Origin of the sequence: Hydrogenophaga sp. UC242_53, assembly GCF_042696965.1 — a bacterium.
GTDB lineage: Bacteria > Pseudomonadota > Gammaproteobacteria > Burkholderiales > Burkholderiaceae_C > Hydrogenophaga.
The window spans coordinates 1,319,837-1,341,250 of the sequence record NZ_CP170552.1; the positions used below are offsets into that span (position 1 = coordinate 1,319,837).

Annotated in this window: 18 protein-coding genes and 4 pseudogenes; 6 read left to right on the forward strand and 16 right to left on the reverse strand. The window is 69.2% G+C overall.

The features are described from left to right. Positions 1-19: 19 nt before the first annotated feature. Both ACFJI0_RS06800 and ACFJI0_RS06805 read left to right on the forward strand, forming a co-directional pair. Positions 20-1,539 (forward strand): annotated as a pseudogene (locus ACFJI0_RS06800) (aldehyde dehydrogenase family protein). A gap of 123 nt (positions 1,540-1,662) precedes the next feature. Further along, entirely contained in the window at positions 1,663-2,034 is a 372-nt protein-coding gene (locus tag ACFJI0_RS06805) for a DUF779 domain-containing protein (protein WP_382323888.1), read from the forward strand. A gap of 13 nt (positions 2,035-2,047) precedes the next feature. On the opposite strand, the gene ACFJI0_RS06810 is transcribed toward ACFJI0_RS06805, so the two are convergent. Continuing rightward, the gene (locus tag ACFJI0_RS06810; RefSeq protein WP_382323889.1) at positions 2,048-2,347 is read right to left on the reverse strand and encodes a hypothetical protein; all 300 of its coding nucleotides are present in this window, start codon (positions 2,345-2,347) and stop codon (positions 2,048-2,050) included. 158 nt (positions 2,348-2,505) lie between these two features. On the opposite strand from ACFJI0_RS06810, the gene ACFJI0_RS06815 reads away from it, so the two are divergent. Beyond that, complete coding sequence (locus tag ACFJI0_RS06815) at positions 2,506-3,324, forward strand: hypothetical protein (protein WP_382323890.1); 819 nt, start codon at positions 2,506-2,508, stop codon at positions 3,322-3,324. A gap of 15 nt (positions 3,325-3,339) precedes the next feature. Here ACFJI0_RS06815 and ACFJI0_RS06820 read toward each other — a convergent pair whose 3' ends face one another. Next, entirely contained in the window at positions 3,340-6,024 is a 2,685-nt protein-coding gene (locus ACFJI0_RS06820) for an autotransporter outer membrane beta-barrel domain-containing protein (RefSeq protein ID WP_382323891.1), read from the reverse strand. Between the two features lie 563 nt (positions 6,025-6,587). On the opposite strand from ACFJI0_RS06820, the gene ACFJI0_RS06825 reads away from it, so the two are divergent. Beyond that, complete coding sequence (locus tag ACFJI0_RS06825; RefSeq protein ID WP_382323892.1) at positions 6,588-7,145, forward strand: NYN domain-containing protein; 558 nt, start codon at positions 6,588-6,590, stop codon at positions 7,143-7,145. Here ACFJI0_RS06825 and ACFJI0_RS06830 read toward each other — a convergent pair. Next, a complete protein-coding gene (locus ACFJI0_RS06830) occupies positions 7,075-7,527 on the reverse strand; it encodes an Lrp/AsnC family transcriptional regulator (protein WP_382323893.1) in 453 nt (150 codons plus the stop codon). The genes ACFJI0_RS06825 and ACFJI0_RS06830 overlap by 71 nt on opposite strands. Before the next feature lie 144 nt (positions 7,528-7,671). On the opposite strand from ACFJI0_RS06830, the gene ACFJI0_RS06835 reads away from it, so the two are divergent. After that, positions 7,672-8,280, forward strand: a complete 609-nt coding sequence (locus tag ACFJI0_RS06835) for a glutathione S-transferase (RefSeq protein ID WP_382323894.1) — start codon at positions 7,672-7,674, stop codon at positions 8,278-8,280. Between the two features lie 17 nt (positions 8,281-8,297). Here ACFJI0_RS06835 and ACFJI0_RS06840 read toward each other — a convergent pair whose 3' ends face one another. The 13 genes and pseudogenes from ACFJI0_RS06840 to ACFJI0_RS06900 form a co-directional block, all read right to left on the reverse strand. Further along, a complete protein-coding gene (locus ACFJI0_RS06840) occupies positions 8,298-9,371 on the reverse strand; it encodes a sigma-54-dependent Fis family transcriptional regulator (RefSeq protein WP_382325553.1) in 1,074 nt (357 codons plus the stop codon). 122 nt (positions 9,372-9,493) lie between these two features. Beyond that, positions 9,494-10,132 carry an NTP transferase domain-containing protein gene (locus ACFJI0_RS06845; protein ID WP_382323895.1) on the reverse strand — a complete coding sequence of 213 codons (639 nt, stop codon included), beginning with the start codon at positions 10,130-10,132 and terminating at the stop codon, positions 9,494-9,496. Next, positions 10,129-11,205, reverse strand: a complete 1,077-nt coding sequence (locus ACFJI0_RS06850) for an XdhC family protein (RefSeq protein ID WP_382323896.1) — start codon at positions 11,203-11,205, stop codon at positions 10,129-10,131. Before ACFJI0_RS06850 ends, ACFJI0_RS06845 begins: the two co-directional genes overlap by 4 nt. Positions 11,206-11,207: 2 nt before the next feature. Continuing rightward, the gene (locus ACFJI0_RS06855; protein ID WP_382323897.1) at positions 11,208-11,789 is read right to left on the reverse strand and encodes a CoxG family protein; all 582 of its coding nucleotides are present in this window, start codon (positions 11,787-11,789) and stop codon (positions 11,208-11,210) included. A 46-nt stretch (positions 11,790-11,835) separates the two neighbouring features. Further along, positions 11,836-13,011 carry a VWA domain-containing protein gene (locus ACFJI0_RS06860; RefSeq protein WP_382323898.1) on the reverse strand — a complete coding sequence of 392 codons (1,176 nt, stop codon included), beginning with the start codon at positions 13,009-13,011 and terminating at the stop codon, positions 11,836-11,838. A 451-nt stretch (positions 13,012-13,462) separates the two neighbouring features. Beyond that, positions 13,463-14,369: pseudogene (locus ACFJI0_RS06865) on the reverse strand (AAA family ATPase). Next, positions 14,369-15,158: pseudogene (locus ACFJI0_RS06870) on the reverse strand (FAD binding domain-containing protein); the annotation flags it as partial. The pseudogenes ACFJI0_RS06870 and ACFJI0_RS06865, both read right to left, overlap by 1 nt. A 17-nt stretch (positions 15,159-15,175) precedes the next feature. After that, entirely contained in the window at positions 15,176-17,557 is a 2,382-nt protein-coding gene (locus ACFJI0_RS06875) for a xanthine dehydrogenase family protein molybdopterin-binding subunit (protein WP_382323899.1), read from the reverse strand. Between the two features lie 11 nt (positions 17,558-17,568). Next, complete coding sequence (locus ACFJI0_RS06880; protein ID WP_382323900.1) at positions 17,569-18,036, reverse strand: (2Fe-2S)-binding protein; 468 nt, start codon at positions 18,034-18,036, stop codon at positions 17,569-17,571. A 149-nt stretch (positions 18,037-18,185) separates the two neighbouring features. Beyond that, the gene (locus ACFJI0_RS06885) at positions 18,186-18,686 is read right to left on the reverse strand and encodes a hypothetical protein (RefSeq protein WP_382323901.1); all 501 of its coding nucleotides are present in this window, start codon (positions 18,684-18,686) and stop codon (positions 18,186-18,188) included. A 92-nt stretch (positions 18,687-18,778) separates the two neighbouring features. Then, complete coding sequence (locus ACFJI0_RS06890) at positions 18,779-19,849, reverse strand: flavodoxin family protein (protein ID WP_382323902.1); 1,071 nt, start codon at positions 19,847-19,849, stop codon at positions 18,779-18,781. A gap of 76 nt (positions 19,850-19,925) precedes the next feature. Then, positions 19,926-20,402, reverse strand: a complete 477-nt coding sequence (locus ACFJI0_RS06895; RefSeq protein ID WP_382159151.1) for a DUF1579 domain-containing protein — start codon at positions 20,400-20,402, stop codon at positions 19,926-19,928. A 12-nt stretch (positions 20,403-20,414) separates the two neighbouring features. Beyond that, complete coding sequence (locus ACFJI0_RS06900; RefSeq protein ID WP_382323903.1) at positions 20,415-21,134, reverse strand: NIPSNAP family protein; 720 nt, start codon at positions 21,132-21,134, stop codon at positions 20,415-20,417. Between the two features lie 109 nt (positions 21,135-21,243). Between ACFJI0_RS06900 and ACFJI0_RS06905 the strand changes: the two are divergent. Beyond that, a pseudogene (locus ACFJI0_RS06905) lies at positions 21,244-21,327 on the forward strand (HTH domain-containing protein); the annotation flags it as partial. Positions 21,328-21,414 lie beyond the last annotated feature (87 nt).

Consider the following 21,414-nt stretch of genomic DNA (forward strand, 5'->3'; position numbering starts at 1 on the left):
CCATCCTGAGGAAGACAACATGCTTTACGCAGCCCCCGGCGCCGCTGGCGCCAAGATCGCCTACAAGACCCAGTACGACAACTTCATCGGCGGTCGCTGGCTCGCGCCGGTCAAAGGCCAGTACTTCGATGTGATCACGCCCGTCTCGGGCAAGGTGTACACGCGCGCCGCGCGCTCCACCGCCGAAGACATCGAACTCGCGCTGGACGCCGCGCACGCCGCGGCCGATGCCTGGGGCAAGACCTCGGCGGCCGAGCGCGCCAACGTGCTGCTCAAGATCGCCGACCGCATCGAGCAGAACCTGGAGCTGCTGGCCTACGCCGAGACCGTGGACAACGGCAAGGCGATCCGCGAGACGCTCAACGCCGACATCCCGCTCACGGTGGACCACTTCCGCTACTTCGCGGGTTGCGTGCGCGCGCAGGAAGGCGCGCTGAGCAACATCGACGAGAACACCGTGGCGTACCACATCCAGGAACCGCTGGGCGTGATCGGCCAGATCATTCCCTGGAACTTCCCCATCCTCATGGCGGCCTGGAAGCTCGCGCCCGCGCTGGGCGCCGGCAACGCCGTGGTGCTCAAGCCCGCCGAGTCCACGCCCATCAGCATCCTGATCCTGGCCGAACTCATCGCCGACCTGCTGCCGCCGGGCGTGCTCAACATCGTCAACGGCTACGGCCGCGAAGCGGGCATGCCGCTGGCCACCAGCAAGCGCATCGCCAAGATCGCGTTCACCGGCTCCACCACCACGGGCCGCGTGATCGCGCAGGCCGCGGCGAACAACCTGATTCCCGCCACGCTGGAACTCGGCGGCAAGTCGCCCAACGTGTTCTTCGCCGACATCATGGACAAGGACGACGCGTTTCTGGACAAGGCGATCGAAGGCCTGGTGCTGTTCGCCTTCAACCAGGGCGAGGTCTGCACCTGCCCCAGCCGTGCGCTGATCCAGGAAAGCATCTACGACAAGTTCATGGAGCGCGTGCTCAAGCGCGTGGCCGCGATCAAGCACGCCAACCCGCTGGACACCGACAGCATGATGGGCGCGCAGGCCAGCAAGGAACAGCTCACCAAGATCCTCTCGTACCTCGACCTGGGCAAGCAGGAAGGCGCCGAGGTGCTGGCCGGTGGTGGCCAGGCGAACCTGGGGGGGAGCTCGAAGGCGGCTACTACGTGCAGCCCACGCTGTTCAAGGGCCACAACAAGATGCGCATCTTCCAGGAAGAAATCTTCGGCCCCGTGCTGGCCGTGACCACCTTCAAGGACGAGGCCGAAGCCCTGGCGATCGCCAACGACACGCTGTATGGCCTGGGTGCCGGCGTGTGGAGCCGCAACGGCAACGTGGCCTACCGCATGGGCCGCGCCATCAAGGCCGGCCGCGTGTGGACCAACTGCTACCACGCCTACCCCGCGCACGCCGCCTTCGGCGGCTACAAGGAATCGGGCATTGGCCGTGAGACGCACAAGATGATGCTGGACCACTACCAGCAGACCAAGAACTTGCTGGTGAGCTACAGCGAGAACAAGCTGGGGTTCTTTTAATCCCCCCCGCGCCGCGCCTGCGGCGCGTCACCCCCCAGGGGCAACGCGTGCGGACCGGCCAAGCCGGATCCGCCGCGTTCTGGCTGGGGCACTTCGCTCCGGAAAGACCTTAGGAGATCTCTCATGGTTGAAAGAGTCATCGCCACACCGGCCGCCGTGGAATTGATCGAACGGCTCAAGGCGCAGCATGGCCCCGGCCTCATGTTCCACCAGAGCGGCGGCTGCTGCGACAACAGCGCGGCCAACTGCTACCTGCTGGGCGAGATCACCACCGGCGCGGGTGACGTGTACCTGGGCGACATCGGTGGCTGCCCGTTCTACATCGGCAAGGCGCAGTACGAGTACTGGCGGCACACGCAGCTCATCATCGACGTGATCGACGGCCACGGCGGCACCTTCTCGCTCGAAGGCCCGCAAGGCAAGGCCTTCCACACGCGATCCCGGGTGTTCACGGCGCAGGAGATGACCGAGCTGGACGCGCAGGCCTTGCCCTGAACCGCCGCGAAGGCTAGGACAACCAGTCTTCCGCGTCAGGCCGACGCGGGTCGTGGCTCGGCGGTGGAGGCGGCGGCGGCGGCGCTTCGCTGGCGGCGAGTTGCTCCAGCACGATCGCGCTCTCCTTCATCACCTCTTCAAACAGCAGGCGAACCCTCAGCCGCGCCGCTTTCAATGCGGCAAGCTGCTGGGTGACCCTTTCGCGGTCGGATGGGGAGAGATCGACGGACAGGGCCCGGAACGTTCGCTCGATGTCGGCCAGCTCGGCCTCGGCCTTTTTCCACGCATGGAACTTGGGGGAGGGAATATCCATGCCCCAGCATGCGAGTGAGGCGCCTTGGAGCGGGTAGGAGAACGCCCCATGTCGGCGAAGGAGATGGCCGAAGCCCTCAACGATCGCTTTTGTCCTACAGCGCCGGCGCGATGGATTGCCTACGATGTGAGCTTGTGAACGATGGAGGTGAGCGCGGCATGTCGTTGATCTTCAGCAGCAGGGTGCCGGGCATTGCCGGTGCCGATGCCCAGGTGCTTCGGTGGTGGCGGGCGATGTGCGCGCTGGCGGCAGTGAACGTCGGCCTGTGGCTGGCCGTGTGGCACTTCGCGCCTGTGGCCGGTTTCCACGGGGGGCTGCAGCTCACGCTGTCCGGCGTCTACGTGCTGGTGTGCGCCTACCGCTCGGTGTTCCCCCGGGTGGACCTCGAGCGGCTGGTGGTGGTGGACACGCGCCTGTCCAACATCTTCCTGGGCCGCGCGGCAGCCACGGTGGCCGAGATCTGCTTCGCGATCCAGCTCGGGCTGCTGATCCATCAGCTGGGCGTGCACGCGGGCCTGCCGTGGGTGCAAAGCGCCGCCTGGGTGGTCCCGGTCTTCATGGTGGTGGCACAAGGCTTCTGCTGGCACAGCGTGCTCACGCTCAACCACATCACCCAGGCCGTCGAGTCCCTGCTCTGGGCGGCCGGCTTTTCCTGGATGGCGGTCCTGCTGGGCGTCACCGCCCTCTACAGCACGGGCTGGGTCAACTCGCTGGCGATCTTCGGCATTCTTTGTTGCCTGGCTTTCGTGGCGTACGTCCTGAGCGTGGATGCGCCGATGTACTGGCGCCGTTACCGCCTCGGGCGGTCGAACGGGCAGACCTACCTGTGCGTCGAGCAGGGCGCGCGCGATGCCTGGCAGCGCCGGGTGTGCAGCGGCAGCTGGACGGCGTGGAAAGCGGATGCGCTGTGGCTCACGCCTTATTTCAGCGTCGGGGTCTGGCTGAGCATCGCCATGGTGTGGGTGCCCGGCCACTGAGGCGAACCCGCCCGGCTACCAGCGCACTCGCAGGCCCAGTGTCCCGTTGAGGCCGCCGCTGTGCCGCGCATGCCCGCCGGCGGCCCACACGGTGCCGATCTCGCCGTAGAGGCTGGTGGAGGTTGACAGGGCGAGCGTGGCGCCGGCGGCGAGTTCGGTGCTGGCACCGCCGGTGCCGGTGGCGACGTCGGTGGCGCCGGCGGGGCCGGTGAAGCGGGTCACGTCCCGGCCTTTGCTGCCGTGGTACAGGTTCAGGCGGGCGTAGGGTTGCAGCTTGCCGGCGGTGGTGGAGAGTTCGCCTTTCAAGCGCAGTCCGGCGCGCACGGTCCAGCGGCTGTGCGTGTTCTGCTGCACGTCGGCGCCCGTGATCACCACGCCGTCGAGGTCGATGCGCTGTTGGATGAGCTGCAGTTGCGGCTCCAGCATCCAGCCCGACGGGAGCTGGTAGCCCCGTCCCACTTCCACCGACGCGAGCAGGCTGTCGCCCTTGCCGTGGCTGGCGGGCGCCGTGAGCGGCGAGACGCCGTAGCGATGCTGCCCACCTTGCAGCACGGTGTCCACATAGAAACCGTTGGTGTGGTGGTAGGTGGTGTAGGCACCGAGGTAGTGGCTGCGCAGCCGGTTGCCGCCGACGTTCTGGTCGGCCACGCTGCTGGCGAAGCCGCGGACGTTCATGGTGCCGTTGAGCTGGCCCACGTACAGGCCCGCGCGCCAGCCGGGCTGCGCCCACAGGTCGATGCCGGCTTGCAGGCCATGGAGCCGACCCTGGCTGCGCGGGCTCACGTCGCCGTTCTGGGCGACGGTGCGTTCCGCGCTGATGAGACGGGCCCAGGTCTGGCGCTCGACACCACTGCCGGCGCCATCGCCGATGCGCTGGTGCAGGCTGCCCAGCATCAGCGTGTTGCCCAGGCGCAGTTGCTCGGGCAGCGCGGCGAACAGCGGCACCTCCACCCGGTAGGCGGGGGTGGTGGGCCCGGCGGCGAGCGTGCTGGAGCGCAGGAACCAGCTTTCCCCCGCGTCATTGGCGTCCGCGGCGTACAGGCGGTATTCGTAGGCGCCGGCGTCGACGTGTCCGCCCGCGAGGTGGAAGGCGTCGCGGGTGGTCTGGGCCGTGGTGGTGGCGCCGTTGAGCGCGCTGATGACTTCGATGCCGTCACCGGTGGTCTGCGCGCCCAGGCCGCCGAGGTTGGTGACCTGCAGGGTGGTGCTTCCGCTGGCGCTGGCGCCGGCGCCATCGAGCACCAGCCGGTCGCTCAGGCTGATGCTGTTGCCCAGCGCGGTGCCGATCCTCAACACCCCGTTCTGGCCGACATAGGCCCCACGGACGGTGAGCCGGCTGCCGGGGGTGGCGCCCCGCAGCGAGACGGTGCCCGCGTTGTCCAGGCTGGCCACGGTCTGGTTCAGGCCCGCGGTGTCGAGCGTGGCGCCGTTGGCCACGGTGTGCGCGGAGGCCGCGCTGAAGGCGCCGGCCACACCGGCGCGCAGCGTGCCGGCGTTGATGGCCGTGGCGCCCGCGTAGGTGTTGAGGCCGTGCATCGTCAACGTGCCCGCGCCCAGCTTGTTGAAACCGGCCGCGCCGATGAAGGCGGTGCGGATGCCGACCTGATGGCCGTTGGTGTCGAACCAGACGCCTTCGGCGCCGCCCGAGAGCGTGGTGAAGCCTTCCAGGAAATCGGACGCGTTCCAGGTCGCGCGCAGGATGCCGCCATCGAGGTTGAGGGTGGCGGTTCCACTGCCGTGGACGACCGTGCTCGTTTCCAGCAGGCCGCGGCTGACCGCATCGCCACGGAGGGTCAGCGTGCCCGTGGAGCCGGCCTGCACGGCGATCTGGGTCAGCGGCGTTTGCACCCTGCCGTGGTCCTCGATGGTCAGCGCGCCGATGCCTTCATAGCCGACGTTCATTTGAGCCGAGAAGTCCAGGCTCGATGCGCGGCCGCTGACCACGTCGCGGCCCGAGACGACGGCCGTGCCGTCGCCAGTGCCCTGATAGCCGATGTAGGCGGTGTGGCCGGTGATCGCACCGCCCGCATCCACCGACAGCGTGCCCGGATCGGTAAAACCCACGTACAGGTTGTCGCCGAGCGCCCAGGTCGAGACGTTGCCATGGCCGTCGCTGCCCGAGACCGTGACCGTGCCGGAGGAGAGGCCCGGAACCGCGCCGGTGGTGCCGCCGATGGCCCCCTGGGCACTGCGCACCAGCCCGCCGTTCTGGATGAGCAGCGAGCCCGCGCCTCCATTGCCCACGGTGAGCGTGCTGTTGTTGATCCAGGTGGAGACATTGCCGTGCGCGTCCACACCCGAGACGGTGGCCGAGGCGGTGCCGCCGTCCTTCGCGATGTTGCCGTGCGCATTGCTGACCAGGCCGCCATCGAGGATGGACAAGGAGGCCGTGCCGCCGAAGCCCACGCTCAACTGGCCTGGCATGGTCCAGCTCGACACGTTGCCGCTGCCGTCACTGCCCGTGACGATCACCGTGCCCGTGCCCCCGGTGTACCCCAGGGCGCCGGTCGCGCTGGTGGCCGTGCCGCCGTCCTGGATGGTCAAGGTGCCCACGCCCGTGTCGCCCACGTAAATCTCCCCGGCCTCGACCCAGTTCGGCGACGGCACCGGCAAGGGGCCCGGGTTGACGTCGCCCACGCCGATGACGGACTGGCCCAGCGCGACGCGAGGCCCAAGGGTCGCGCAGGCAAGGGCCAGCACCGCCGTCGACAGGTGAGAGCGCCGGTGGCGGAAAAATTCGCCATGGCGTCCCGCTCGTTTTGATGGTCGCATCCCAGGCATGTTCTTCTTGGTCATGACGGCGCGGGCCTCCGGTTGGTTGACACATGGAACCTGCTGCCCTTCCCGTTCCATCCCGGGCGATGTCGTGACAGGCAAGTCTTACCCTGTCACTTATCGGCAGGTGTCCGTGCTACTAAAGTCGAAGCACGCGGCGGCGGTCGCACCGTGGCGCATCCACGGCGAATTTTTCATGCGCACAACATGAATGCTTTTGTCGTATTGAGGTAAAGTCTCTGCCGCTCACGAAAAAGGTGAGCCGGGCCTGAGAACCCGGAAGATCGTCGCGGCCCCGAAGGCCGCTGCATACCGCTAGGACAGCGGCCTTCATCATTCACGCTTGTTTTATGGCGGCCTGAATGGGAAGCCGCGAGGCTTGCCGGTTCTTCGCGACGATGTTCCCGGTTCTCAGCCCGTTCGGGCCGCCGCCACTCTGTGTTGTGTGGCGGCGGCTTTCTCCAACGAACAGGGAAGGCAGGCACTCCATGCCCAGGCTGCAGCACAAGCAACAGAAGATTGCCGTGTTGATCGACGCGGAAAACGTCTCTCACACACTGATCCGTTCCATCCTGCTGCGCGCCGCCTGTTACGGCGCGCTCATCGTCAAGCGCGCGTACGCCGACTGGACGCGGCCCCACATGAGCCGCTTCAAGAACGTGTTGCTCTACAACGCGATCGAGGCGGTGCAGCTTTTCCCATACGCCAAGGGCAAGAACGCGGCGGACATCATGCTCAGCGTGGAGGCGATGTCGCTGGTGAACACGGGGCAGTTCGATGCGGTCTGCCTGGTGTCGTCGGACAGCGATCTCACGCCGCTGGCGTTCGGCGTGCGGCGCGAGGGGCTGCGTGTGTATGGCTTCGGCGCGCGGCAGACGCCACGGGCCTTCGTGGCCGCCTGCAGCAGCTTCATCTACACCGAGTCGATCGCGGCGGAATCAGCACATGCGCGCCAGCGCCGGGGGGCGGTGAGGCCTACGCCCGCCGCGTGGCGAGCACCGTGGCGGTCTTGCGCACCGGGCTGGAGAGCACCAGCGAGGTGGTAACGCTGCCGTGCACCGCGAGCGCGTCGACCACGCGTTCCAGATCCTTCGGCTCGGCGATGGCGCAGCGCACGATGAAGCAGTCTTCGCCGGTCACGCGGTCCGCTTCCAGCACCTCGGGCATGTTCTCGAACAGCTGCACATATGGGGAAATACCGGCGTGCGTGGTCTGGATGCGAATGAGGGCCTGCAGCCCGATGCCGATGGCGCGCAGATTGACGCGCGCGCTGTAGCCCTCGATCACACCGGCGTCTTCCAGCTTGCGCACGCGCTCGCTCATCGCGGGTTGCGACAGGCCGATGCGTTTGCCGATGGCGGCCAGGCTTTGCCGCGCGTCGCGCTGCAGGGCTTCGAGGATGAGGAGGTCTTTCTTGTCCAGCTTCATGGCGGTGTGTCGTGGGCAGCGATGATCCATCGGTTTTGAGGGCCGGATTCCGATGGCCCGCGCTTGGAGGCGGCGCTGCCATTGTCTAGCATGGGCCGAAGCTGTTTCGCACCCCGCGACGGCCCTTCAACCCAGGACGGAAACATGGAACTCATCGGCATGCTCGACTCGCCTTATGTGCGGCGGGTGGCAGTCACCTTGCAACTGCTCAGGCTGCCTTATGTGCATCGGCCGATCTCGGTGTTTCGCACTTTCGATGACTTTCATGCCATCAACCCGGTGGTCAAGGCGCCCACGCTGGTGTGCAGCGACGGCCAGACCTTGATGGACTCCACGTTGATCATTGACCACATCGAATCCGTCGCGGGCCGCAGCCTGATGCCGGCGGGCGGGCCGCAGCGACAGCGCGCGCTGCGCATCGTTGGTCTGGGCCTGGCGGCCTGCGAAAAGGCGGTGCAGATCGTCTACGAGCGAAATCTGCGCCCGGTCGAGAAGCTGCACGAACCTTGGATGCTTCGGGTGAAGGGGCAACTGGTGGCCGCCTTCGCGCAGCTGGAGGCGGAGATGGTGGCGCAGCCCCTGCCGGTGGAGGTGGCTTCCATCGACCAGGCCGGGGTCACGGCCGCTGTGGCCTGGCGCTTCGCGCAGGAGATGGTGCCTGGTGAAGTGGATGCCCAGGCCTACCCGGCAACGGCTCGCTTTTCGAGCGAGGCGGAGGGGCTGGATGCCTTCCGCGCGGCGCCTTTCGCCTGAAGTGCGGCCGAGCGGCTTCAGCTCCTGCGGCCGAGCTTGCGGTACACGGTGGCGCGGCTGATGCCCAGCGCGCGCGCCGCTTCCTTCACGTTGCCGCGCGCATCGTCCACCGCCTTGCGGATCATGGCGGTCTCCACGTCCTTGAGCGGCAGGCCGTGGCTGGCGCCGCGTTCGCCACCGGGGTTGAGCTGGGCCAGCACGCTCAGGCGCAGGCCCGACCACAGTGGCACTTCCAGCGGGCCGCGCTGGTGCCGCGCGGCGTCGAACAGGGTTTCCACCGGCACGGCGAAGAGTTCGCTGCAATGGCCGGGCGCCATGCCGGCGGCCATGCCCAGCATGTCGGCCGCCGGGCGGTTGATCGCCGTGATCTGCCCGTCGGCGTCCACGCAGACGAGGCCGTCGCTGGCGTCGCCCGGCATGCGGCCGGGCCAGCTCAGGCACAGCAGCAGGCGGTGCGGCTGGCTCAGGGTAAGGGCGTTCTCGATGCTGCGCGCCGATTGCGTGACGAGGTGCTTGAGCGCGGGCTGTTCGATCACGTTCACGCCGGTGAGGTCAAGCATGCCCACGCACTGGCCGTTGGGCCCCCAGATGGGCGCACCGGCGCAGCTGTAGACGCTGGTGTCGTCGAAGAAGTGTTCGCCCCGGTGCAGCCAGACCGGCTGCAGGTCGGCCAGGGTGGTGCCGATGGCGGTGGTGCCCACGGCGCGTTCGGACAGATCCACGCCGATGCGCGCGATGTTGGCGGCGTGCGGGTCGTGGCGGTCCACCGGGCCGTTGACGTCGATCACCAGGCCGCGCGCGTCGGTGAGGATGGCGAAGTAGCGCGTGTGCGCCATGGCTCGCGAGAGCGACTGGATCACCGGTGCGGCCGCGCGCAGCAGCGGCTGGTTGGCTTCGATGGCGCGCTGTGCCGCGCCGCTGGTGACAGTGTCGAAGGTGATGTGCTGGCGCGGTTCGAGCCCGAGGTCCAGGCAGCGCCGCCAGGAGCGTTCGACCCAGGGCGCCAGCAGGGGCGGGCTGAGCGGGGCGCGCGATTCGAGCACCGCCTTGCGCGCCTGCTCGATCAGGGCCAGGCGCTGCTGCTGGGGCATCGAAGGCTGGGGCTGTGGGGTCACGATCGGCAGGGGGTTGGCTGGGCCGAGGCCGGGCTGCGGACAGGTCTTTGCCATTAGAGCAGCGTTTGGCCGCCCGTGCACCCCCCGCCCGGATCGGGTTAACCCGGCCAGCGCCAGCTCCAGCGGGTCTCGCGCACCAGCACCTCCAGGTCGGCCGGGGTGTCGAGGTCGCGCGTGTAGTGCGGGTTGTCCACCGCCCACAGGCGCACCGCCTCGGGGTGGGCCGCGCGCCACTGGCGCAGGCTGGGCTGCAGGGGCTCGGTCAGCGCGCTGCGCACGCGGGTGTCGAAGATCACCGGGTGGCCGGGCTGGCCGTGCACCATGGGCACCTGCACGTGGATGCCGGGGCCGCGCGCGGTGAAGGCGTCCAGCGCCAGCTGCACGTCGGCGCGGTCGATCAGCGGCTGGTCGGCCAGCAGCACCACGACCTGTTTCACGTCGTGCGCCAGCGCGCGCAGGCCGGCGCGCAGCGACGAGGCGGTGTCGTCTTCGGGCCGGGGGTTGATGACGCACAGCGGCGCCAGCTCGTCGGGCAGACGGGCCACGTGGGCCTGGATGTCGTGCGCGTGGTGGCCCAGCACCAGCACCAGGTCGTGCCGCGCCGGGCCGCGCAGCGGCTGCAGGTGGGTGAGCAGCCGCTCCAGCAGGGTGCGGCCTTCCAGCTCCAGCAGGCATTTGGCGACCCCGCCCATGCGCCGGCCGGCGCCGGCGGCGAGGATGACGAAACCCGTCTTCACGGCGAGACGAAGCAGGTGGGCGCGGAGGCCTCGGCGGCCGACAGCGTGTTCTTCGCGTTCGCCACTTCCATGTCGCGCGGCAGCGGCACGCCGTTCTTCACCGCGAGCACCTCGGCCATCACGCTCACCGCGATCTCGGCCGGCGTCTTGCTGCCGATGTAGATGCCGATCGGCCCGCGCAGCCGCGCCAGGCTTTCTTCGGTCTGGTCGAAGTGCTCGATCATGCGGGCGTGGCGCGCCTCGTTGTTGCGGCGCGAGCCGATCGCACCGACGTAGAAGGCCTCGGTCTCCAGCGCTTCGAGCAGCGCCAGGTCGTCCAGCTTGGGGTCGTGCGTGAGCGCGATCACGCAGCTGCGCCGGTCCACGCGGAACTCGCGCACCACGTCGTCGGGCATCTCGGTGACGAGGGTCACGCCGGGCACGGCCCAGGCGCTGCGGTATTCCTCGCGCGGGTCGCACACGGTGACCGCGAAGCCGTTGAACAGCGCCATGGTGGCGAGGTACTCGGTGAGCTGGCCGGCGCCGATCAGCAGCATGCGGTATTCGGGGCCGAAGGTGTTGCTCAGCCAGCCGTTCTCGTCGGCCAGCGCCGCGGGTGTGGCGGCCGCGCGCAGTTCCACGCGGCCGGTGGCCAGCTCGGTGCGCCGCTCGACCAGGTGGCCGGCGGTGAGCGTGCGCACCAGCTCGTCCAGCGAGGTGGCGTCGGGGTTGAATTCGAGCACCAGCTCCAGCGTGCCGCCGCAGGGCAGGCCGAAGCGGTGGGCCTCGTCGGCGCTCACGCCGTACTTCACGCGCTCGGGCGGCCCGGTGGGGATCTCGTGCGTGATGCCGGGCGGTGCCGTGCTGCCTTGCACCGCGCCGTGCGCTCGGCTGTAGCGGTAGATCAGGTCGTCTTCGATGCAGCCGCCCGAGACCGAGCCGACCACCGCGCCGGTTTCGCACAGCGCCATGACCGAGCCGACCGGGCGCGGCGACGAACCCCAGGTGCGCACGACGGTGCGCAGCAGCGCGCGTCGGCCTTCGTTGCGCCAGCCCAGCAGCGTGCGCAGGACGGTGACATCCAGATTTTCCAAAGTTACCCCTTCGTGCGCATGTAGATCACCGCCGCCACGACGACGGCGATGGCGGCCCAGGCCCAGGTGGGCATGCCACCGCCGGCCTTGGGCATGGGTTTGAGTGTGGCGTCGGTCGCAGCGGGCGCGGCCGCGCTCGGGTAGCGGGCCTGCAGCGCCTCGTCGAAACGGCGGAAGAAGTCTTCGGCCAGCGACTTGGCCGCGCCGTCGATCAGGCGCTGGCCGAGCTGCGCGATCTTGCCGCCCACGGTGGAGTGCACCGTGTAGCTGAGTTCGCAGCCGGAGGCGGCCGGCGCGAGCTGCACGGCGGCCTCGCCCTTGCCGAAACCGGCCACGCCGCCCTGCGCGTCGAAGCCGATCTTGTACGAGCTGGGCGGCACGATGTCCGAGAGCGTCACGCGCCCGTTGAAGCGCGCGGCGACCGGGCCGATCTTGATGGCGGTGGTCACGGCGTAGGTGTTGGGTTCGGTGAGCTCGAATTTCTCGCAGCCCGGGATGCAGGCCTTGAGCATCTCCGGGTCGTTGAGGGCCTCCCAGGCCTGTTGCTGGGTCACGGCGAGCGGCCGGCTTCCTTGCATGTCCACGTTGGTTTCTCCTGTCAGGTCGGAATGATGAATGAAACAGATGACATCAGCCGCGCTGCATCAGCGCGGCCATGGACCGCGCGAGGTCTTCGAGGCGGCTGAGGTTGTGCACGGCCAGCATGCCGTGGGCGTGGCGATGCAGCACGCTGGCGCCGGTGGCGAGGGGGGCGTAGCCGTCGTAGCGCAGCAGGGGGTTGAGCCAGAGCAGGCGGCGGCTGTGGCGGCCGAGCCAGGTGAGTTCCTGGTCGAGCAGTTCGGGCGCGCCGGTGTCCAGGCCGTCGGTGATGAGCAGCACCACGGTGCGCCGGCCGACGAGGCAGCGCGGGTACTGGGTGCGCAGGCTGGCGAGCGAGGCGCCCAGGCGGGTGCCGCCGGCGAAGTCGTCGATGGCGGCGTTGGCCATCTCCAGCATCTGGTCGGTGTCGCGGTGGCGGAAGGCGGCGCGCAGGTCGGTGAGTTCGGTGCCGAAGGCGAAGGCGGCGCGCGGGGTGCCGCGCGTGGCTTGGTGGAGGAAGGCGAGCAGCAGGCGCGCGTAGCGCTCCATGGAGCCGGAGATGTCGACCAGGATGAGCAGCGGCAGGGGCTGGGGCCGGCGGTTCATGAGGGGGAGTTGCAGCAGTTCACCGTCGTGGCGGCGGGCCTGTTGCAGGGCGCGCGGCCAGTTGGGGCGGTGGCCGCGCGTGCCGGCGCGTTCGCGGCGCGAGCGCACGGGGGGCAGGGGCAGGGGGATGTCGCGCACGAGTTGTTCGACGAGGCGGAATTCGCTGGCGGAGAGGCCAGCGAAGTCGGCGTGGCGCAGGCGCTGCTGGTCGCTGGCGGTCATGGCGGCGTCGAACTTGAGTTCGGTTTCGCCTTGGTTGGGGGTGCGGGCTTTGAGGCCGGCGACGCTGAGGGCTTCCTGCACGCGGGCTTTGCGCCGGACCGGGTGGGCTTTGGCGGCTTTGGGAAGCATCTGGGCGAGGAGTTGTTGGGCGAGTTCGGGGTTGCGGAAGAAGGCGTCGAACATTTCGTTGAAGACGCCGATGTCTTGTTGGCGGCTGACCATCACGGCTTGGAGGGCGGCGCGCAGGTCGTCTCTGCGTTCGACGCCCACGGCTTGTGCGGCGGTGATGGCGAGCACGGCGCGGCTGCTGTCGACCGGCACACCGGCTCGGCGCAGGGCCCTGCCGAAGGCGGTGATGTGGTCGGGGAGTTTCCCGCTTCTGGCGTCGCCCAGGATCATTCTTTTTCTGCCTGCTTTTTGCTTGGCACGTCGTGGTGGGTTGCATGCACCTCGCGCTGACGGCTGGCGGGGTCCGCGTTCTCCGGCGCTGCTCGCGGGTGTCTGCCCGGGTCCACGACCATCACTTCGTCAACACGACCCCCTCGCGCTCCCTCTGTGGCAACCGCGAATGGGCGCCTGCGCCCGCGAACCCCACCATCCGTCGAGAGTGACATGCAGGCGCGCAAAGGGTCTTCTCCCGTGTGGCGTGCCTGGGTGCGGCTGGGGTCGATGGGGTGGGTGTCCGGGCGCAGGCGCCATTCGCGGTTGCCACAGAGTAAGCGTCCAGACCATGGCGTTAACGCAGTGGTTTCACTCGCGCCCGGGCAGACGCCCGCGACAGTGCGCCGGAGAACGGGCACACGCCCCAGCGGCCTTGAACCAATGCAAGCAAGCAAGGTATCCACAAAACTCACACAGGCTCAGGCGCCAACAACTGATCCAGCATCGGCAGCAAGGCCGCCACATCCTCCCGCTGCTTGAAGAGAATGCCCGCCGTGTCCTGGATCACCTCAGGGTCCAAAGTCAGCGTATCCAAAGCCACCAGCGCCTTCGCCCACTCCACACTCTCCGCAATGCCAGGACTGCGCTGAAAAGCATTGGCGAACGGCTGGTTGCGCAGACGGGACACAAAACGCGTCACCTGCTCGGTCAACGCCGCACTCGCCTCCGGCACCTGGCTTTTCACGATGGCCAGCTCGCGCTCCCGCTCCGGGTAGTCCAGCCACTGGTACAGACAACGCCGCTTCACCGCGTCGTTCAGATCGCGCGTGCGGTTGCTCGTGAGAATGGTCAATGGCGCCGCCACCGCGCGGATGGTGCCCAGTTCGGGAATGCTCACCTGGTACTCGCCCAGGTACTCCAGCAGAAAAGCCTCGAACGGCTCGTCGGCCCGGTCCACCTCGTCGATCAACAACACCGCGCCCGGCTCCGGCGTCTGCAAGGCCTGCAGCAGCGGGCGGCGGATCAGGTAACGCGCCTGGTACACCTCGCGCTCGATCTCGTCGGGCGTGGACGTGGCCTGCGCCGCGCGCATGTGCAGCAACTGCGCCGTGTGGTTCCACTCGTAGAGCGCCTCGCGCTGCTCCATGCCGTCGTAACACTGCAGGCGCAACAAGGGCCGGCCCAGCACCTTCGCCAGCGCCTTGGCCAGCTCGGTCTTGCCCACACCCGGCTCGCCTTCGAGCAACAGCGGGCGCTGCAGGCGCATCGCGAGAAACACGGCGGTGGCGCAGCCGCCGGGGAGCGTGGTAGCCCACGCCCTGCAGGGCGTGGGTGAGGCCGTCGATGCTGTCGGTGTCGTCGGGCACCCGGCTGATCCGTTGGCGTGACGCACCGCCACCTGCGTCTGCACCGTCACCAAGTGCGCCCGGTAGGCCGCGCTGGCGTGCAGGTCGCCGCTGATGTCGCTCGCGTCGATCTTCACGTCCTTCACCGCGTCGGGCGTGAAGCTCTTGGCCAGCGCAGCCTCCAGCCCGGCGTGGCGGAACACGCCGTTGCCGGTGCCGGTGATCGCCACGCGCGGGCCCGAGGGCGTGAGCGCCACGAACACGCCCACCAGCGCGAAGCGCGAGGCCGGCTGGCGGAACTTGGCGTACGCCGCCTTGCTGGGGATGGGGAAACGGATCGCGGTGATGATCTCGCCCGGCTCCAGCGCCGTGGTGTACAGGCCCTGGAAGAAGTCGTCGGCCGCGATCTGGCGCCGGTCCGTCACCACCGTGGCGCCCAGGCCCAGCACGGCGCTGGGGTAGCAGGCGGCCGGGTCGTTGTTGCGCAACCGAGCCGCCCAGGGTGCCGCGCGCGCGCACCTGGCGGTCGCCGATGCCTTCGGCCAGCGCGGCCAGCCCGGGGATGTGCTTGCGCACGTCGGCGTTGTCGGCCACGTCCTGGTGGCAGGTCATGGCGCCGATGACCAGGGTCTGGCCTTCGACCTTGACGCCGCGCAGCTCGGCCACGCCGCCCAGGTCCACCAGTTGCTCAGGGCGCAGCAGGCGCTGTTTCATGGAAGCGATCAGGGTCTGACCACCGGCCAGGGGTTGCGCGCCCGCGCCGCTGAAGCGCTTGGCGTCGGCCAGGGTCTTGGGTTGTTCGAGTGTGAATGCGTACATGGTGTGTCTCCTCCGTTTCAGGCCTTGGCCGATTGGATGGCCGTCCACACGCGGCTGGGGCTCGCGGGCATGTCCAGGTCCTTCACGCCCAGCGGCGCGAGCGCGTCCAGCACGGCGTTGATCACCGCCGGCGGCGAGCCGATGGCACCGGCCTCGCCGCAGCCCTTGGTGCCCAGCGGGTTGGTGGTGCAGGGCGTGGTCACGTGGCCGAGCCGGAAGTCCGGCACGTCGTCGGCGCGCGGCATGGCGTAGTCCATGAACGAGCCGGTGACCAGCTGGCCGGTCTCGCGGTCGTACACGCAGTGCTCCAGCAGCGCCTGGCCGATGCCTTGCACCAGCCCGCCGTGCACCTGGCCTTCCACGATCATCGGGTTGATGATGGTGCCGAAGTCGTCCACCGCGGTGAAGCGGTCGATGCGCACCACGCCGGTGTTGGGGTCGATCTCCACCTCGCAGATGTGCGTGCCGGCCGGGAAGGTGAAGTTGGTCGGGTCGTAGAACGCGGTCTCGTTCAGGCCCGGCTCCAGCTTGTCCAGCGGGTAGTTGTGCGGCACGTACGCGGTGAGCGCGACCTGGCCGAAGGTGACCTTCTTGTCGGTGCCTTTCACGGTGAACTCGCCGTTGGCGAAGTCCACGTCGGCGTCGCCGGTTTCCATGAGGTGGGCCGCAATCTTCTTGGCCTTGGCCTCGATCTTGTCCAGCGCGCGCATGATGGCCGCGCCGCCCACCGAGATGGAGCGCGAGCCATACGTGCCCATGCCGAAGGGCACGCGGCCGGTGTCGCCGTGCACGATGTCCACCTGCGACGGGTCCAGCCCCAGGCGCGAGGCCACGACCTGCGCGAAAGTGGTCTCGTGGCCCTGGCCGTGGCTGTGCGAGCCGGTGAACACCGTCACGCTGCCGGTGGGGTGCACGCGCACCTCGCCGCATTCGAACAGGCCGGCGCGCGCGCCGAGCGCGCCCGCCACGTTCGACGGCGCCAGGCCGCAGGCCTCGATGTAGCTGCTGTAGCCCACGCCGCGCAGCAGGCCCTTGGCCTTGGAGGCGGCCTTGCGCTGTTCGAAGCTGGCCATCTCGGCCAGTTCGTTGGCCTGGGCCATGCAGGCGGGGAAGTCGCCGGTGTCGTACTGCAGCGCCACCGGGGTCTGGTAGGGGAACTCGGTGATGAAGTTGCGGCGGCGGATCTCGTCCTGCGACAGGCCGGTCTCCCACGCGCAGCGGCTCACGATGCGCTCGAGCAGGTAGGTCGCCTCGGGTCGGCCGGCGCCGCGGTAGGCGTCCACCGGCGAGGTGTTGGTGAACCAGGCGTCCACCTCCACGTAGACCTGCGGCGTCTTGTACTGGCCCGCGAGCAGCGTGGCGTACAGGATGGTGGGCACGGCGGTGGAGAAGGTGGAGAGATACGCGCCGAGGTTGGCGTCGGTGTGCACGCGGAAGGCGAGGAAGTGGCCGTCCTTGTCCAGCGCCATCTCGGCGTGCGTCACGTGGTCGCGGCCGTGCGCGTCGCTCAGGAAGGCTTCCGAGCGGTCGCAGGTCCACTTGATCGCGCAGTTGAGCTTCTTCGAGGCCCAGGTCAGGCACACGTCTTCGGCGTACAGGAAGATCTTGGCGCCGAAGCCGCCGCCCACGTCGGGCGCGATCACGCGCACCTTGTGCTCGGGCAGGCCGAGCACGAAGGCCGTCATGAGCAGGCGCTCCACGTGCGGGTTCTGGTTCGCGACATAGAGCGTGTAGTCGTCGCCCGCGCGGTTGTAACTGGCGATGGCCGCGCGCGGCTCCATCGGGTTGGGCGCCAGGCGGTTGTTGACGAGGTCGATCTGGGTCACGTGCGCGGCGCCGTTGAACGCGGCGTCCACCTGGCCCTTGTCGCCGATGGCCCACTTGTAGCAGTGGTTGTCGGCGGCGGCCTCGTGCAGCGCGGGCGCGCCGGACTTCATGGCGTCGCGCACGTCCACCACGGCGGCCAGCGGCTCGTAGTCCACCTCCACCAGCTCGGCGGCGTTCTTCGCGTTCTCCAGCGTGTCGGCCACCACCATGGCCACGTGGTCGCCCACGTAGCGCACCTTGCCGAAGGCCAGGATGGGGTGGGGCGGCTCCTTCATGGGCTGGCCGGCGGTGTCGGTGATGAGCCAGCCGCAGGGCAGGCCGGCGATCTTGTCGCCCGCGACGTCGTCGCCGTCGAGGATGCCGATCACGCCCGGCGCCTTGAGCGCGGCGGACTTGTCGATCTTGCGGATGTTGGCGTGCGCGTGCGGCGAGCGCACGAACACCGCGTGGTGCATGTTGGGCAGCACGATGTCGTCGGTGTACTGGCCGGCGCCGGTGAGGAAGCGGTAGTCCTCCTTGCGCTTGAGCGATTCACCGATGTGGGGGAGTTTGGAGAAGTCGGAAGCACCCATGGTCGTTCTCCTCAGGCCTTCATGGCGGCAGCACCTTGCTGCACGGCCTTGACGATGTTCTGGTAACCGGTGCAGCGGCACAGGTTGCCTTCGAGCAGCTCGCGGATCTCGGTGCCGGTGGCGCCGGGGTTCGACTTGCACAGGCTCACCGAGCTCATCACCATGCCCGGGGTGCAGAAGCCGCACTGCAGGCCGTGGCATTCCTTGAACGCCGCCTGCATCGGGTGCATGGTGCCGTCGGCCGCCGCCAGGCCTTCGATGGTGGTCACCTCGCAGCCGGCGGCCTGGGGCAGCAGCATGTTGCAGGACTTGACCGCGCGCCCGTCGAGCAAGACCGTGCAGGCGCCGCACTGGGCGGTGTCGCAACCCACGTGGGTGCCGGTGAGCCGGAGGTGTTCGCGGATCGCCTGGACCAAGAGCGTGTGGGGCGGCGCGTCGATGGTCACGGCCTTGCCGTTGACCCTGAGTTGAACCTGCATGCTTGTCTCCTTGTTGTGGTGATGGGGCACCAACAAGTTGAGCACGCGGCCCGGGCGGTGATTTGCGGGTTAACCCTGAAATCCTCTGGCCGGCGCCAATCATTCTCAAATTGAGACGCACGCGGCCCAGGGGGCTTGCGCGACCCGGCTCAGAGCTGCGGGCTGGATGAGCGGGGCAGCTCGGCGCGGTAGCGCAGGCGCACCACCGTGTCCTCGACCACCTGCAGGTGCACGCTGGTGCGGCGGTACGACCACTTGCGGTCGATGCCCACGGTCAAGGGGTCCTGGCGGCTCTTGGTGCTGATCTCCAGCCCGTACCTCGACCGCAGCGACACCGTCAGCCGCTGGGCAAGGGCGCGCGCCTCTTCGGGTGAGCCAGCCTGGGCGCGCAGCACGACGCTCTGCAGCCGGTCCTGCTCGAACCCGAACGCCACCTGGAAGTCGGCGCCCACCACGTCATGGGCGGGAATTTCCAGCAGCACGCGGCCGTCTTCGGTGGCCGGGCGCAGCGTGCCCGGGGCCGCCGCCTCGGGAATCAGCGCCACCACTTCCGCCGGCGTGGCGCCGGCGGGCACGCCGCGCCAGAGCGCCTGCGCCGAAGCGCCCACGCACCACAGGAGCAGGGCCGAGCAGACGAGGAATTTGTTCATGTGGGCGTTGGATGCGGGCGAAGCCGCGGAGTTCGGGTGGTTCGGCACCCGGGCGCGGGGCCCGCCGGTGGCCCGGCAAGAATACCCGGTGGCTACTTGGGCCGAGGGCGGGACAGGTGGGGCTGCACCGCCTGCAACCGCCCGCTGCGCAACTCCACCACCGCCTTGCTCACCGCCAAGGCCGCGTTGCGGGTTTCGTCCTGCACGGCCAGGTCGTCGTCCAGCGTGTCGTGGCTGGTGGCGTAGGGTTCGTAGTAGCCGATGAAGCGGTCCAGCCGCGCCTGCGGACCGGCGTCGATCAGGCCCATCCAGTCCAGCCAGTCGCACAGCGAGCGGCGCGCACCCTCGATGCCGGCCACGTCGCCGTGCACCACCACGCCGTAGGCGCGGCCCGCCAGGTGCTGCGGGTAGTCCCAGCCCGCCATTTCCAGCGCCTTGGCCTTCTCGGGCTTCTTGCCGCCGGTGGAGGTCGGGTCGGGGTTGCCGCCGTCGGCGCACACCAGGCGGTCGATCATGAGCTTGAGCGGGCTCGGGCTCTGGTACCAGTAGACCGGTGTGACCAGCAGCACGGCGTGCGCCGCCACCCAGCGTTCGTAGATCTCGGCCATCCAGTCGTGCGTCTGGTTCAGCGCGTGGTTGGGGTAGCAGCTGCACGGCCAGTGGCACAGCGGCATGGCGGTGGACACGCAGCCCTTGCAGGGGTGGATGTGCAGCGCGTATTCGGAGGTGAGCAGGCTCAGGTCCAGCACGTCGACCTGCATGTGCTGCTGTTCGAGCGCTTCGCGCGCGATCCGGGTGAGCCGGTAGCTTTTGGAGATCTCACCGGGGCAGGTGCCGTCGTTGCGCGCCGAGCCGCAGACCAGCAGCACCCGCGACGGTGTGCTGGGCAGCGACCAACTCGCCTGCGCGGCGTCCAGGCGCGCCTTGGTCGCCACCCACTCGGACGACAGGTCGTAGTCCGGGTCGGCGTAGCCCGGCCCGGCCTTCTGCGTCACGGGCGCCTTGCGGCCTTCCTGGTAGGCCTTCCAGGCGATGGCCTCCAGCCGCTCGATGCTCGCGTCCTCGGTGCGGAAGGCGGGGTCGAAGAAGAAGGCGCGAAAGCGCTCGCTGAATGCCGCGCGCTCCAGGGGAGCGGGCGCCTGTCCTTTTCGGATCTGGGTCATGGTGCGGTGGTGTGGGTGGGGTGACCCAATATCGGAGCCACCCGCGGGCGCGTCTGTTCGCCACCGCACCCTGGCTTCAGGCCGGGGCTCGGTGAAAGCGCATCGTCCAGTTGGCTTCCCAGCTGCGACCGGCGTCGGCCGAGAACGCCTGCTCCCACAGCGGCGAGGCGGTCTGCGTGTCGGTCCAGCGAAAGCGCACGCGGATCGGGCGGCCGTCCAGCACGTCTTCGGCGAAGAAGGTGCCCACGCCGCGGTCGAAGTGGCCCACCACCGGCACGTCCAGCTGGTGGGGCTGGCGGCCGTCCAGCCACCAGATGGACCAGCGGCCGGTGTGCGGGTTGTGGCTGCGCAGCGTGGCCGCGCGGTAGCTGCCGCCGGGCAGGTGCAGCAGGTTGTCGTCCACATTGCCCTGGCCGCCGAGCACGGGCCAGGCGGTGCAGGTGCCGTCGAAGCGCTCCCAGTCGGTGCAGCCGCTCAGGCGCTCGCGCAGGCGGTGGTGTTCCACGCGCCAGTGGCCGTGCAGGAAGTCGAAGTCGTGGTCGCTGGTGTTCATGGGGTGGCTCCTTCAGGCGTGCAAAGCGGAACGGGCGGTGGGGGTGAGGCGGTGGCTCTCGGTGGGGCCGGCCAGCCAGGGGGCGAGCGTGGGCTGCGCGTCGCGCGCCCAGGCGCCGCCGCGCGCGAAGGCGTCGAAGGCGGCGGGGCTGTGAAACAGCGCGAGGCCCACCAGCACCGGCTCGCCCTCGCGCACCGGCAGGCGCGGGAAGTTGTTGGGGCTGGCCTCCGTCACGTACCAGCCGATGCGCCGCGCGCCGCCCTGGCGCAGCACCGGCGAGAGCACCTCGCGGCACAGATCCAGCAGGTCGCTGCCGGCGGGCGCGCGCAGCGGGAACACGGCCGCGTCCAGCAGGCCGGGCGGTGTGTCGGTGGTGCCGGGCTTGGCGCGCCGGGGGGCTTCGCCGTCGATGCCCGCGCCGGGCCAGGCCGGGCGCAGCAGGAACACGTCGTCCGAATCGATCATGGTGGCGTTCGCCGCGTCGCGGTGCGCCTGCCACACCGGGCCGCCGTAGAACGCGGCCAGGCCCTGGGCGCGGCGCGCCATGTCGGCGAAGCCGCGCAGCCAGACGAAGCGGTTGGCGTCGTCCAGGTCGCGGAACTGGCCGATCACGCGCAGGCCCTGGGCCTCCTGGGTCTCGACGAACTCGCGGTCGAACAATTCGATGAGGGTGTCGCGCCGGCCCGGGTGCAGGGTGTAGCGGCGCAGCTCGACGAGGGGGGACTCGGTCATGGCAAAAGCTCCTTGAAAGACGATGCGGTGATGATCCACCCCATAACCTGACACGGTGTGTCATGTTTAAATCTCTCGCATGCAAGCCAGCCGACTGCTCTCCATCCTCATGCTGCTGCAGGCGCGGGGCCGCCTGACGGCCGGCGCGCTGGCGCAGGCCCTGGAAGTGTCCGAGCGCACCGTGCTGCGCGACATCGACCAGCTCTCGGCCGCCGGTGTGCCGCTGTGGGGCGAGCGCGGGCGCCAGGGCGGCTTTCAGCTGCGCGAGGGCTGGAGCACC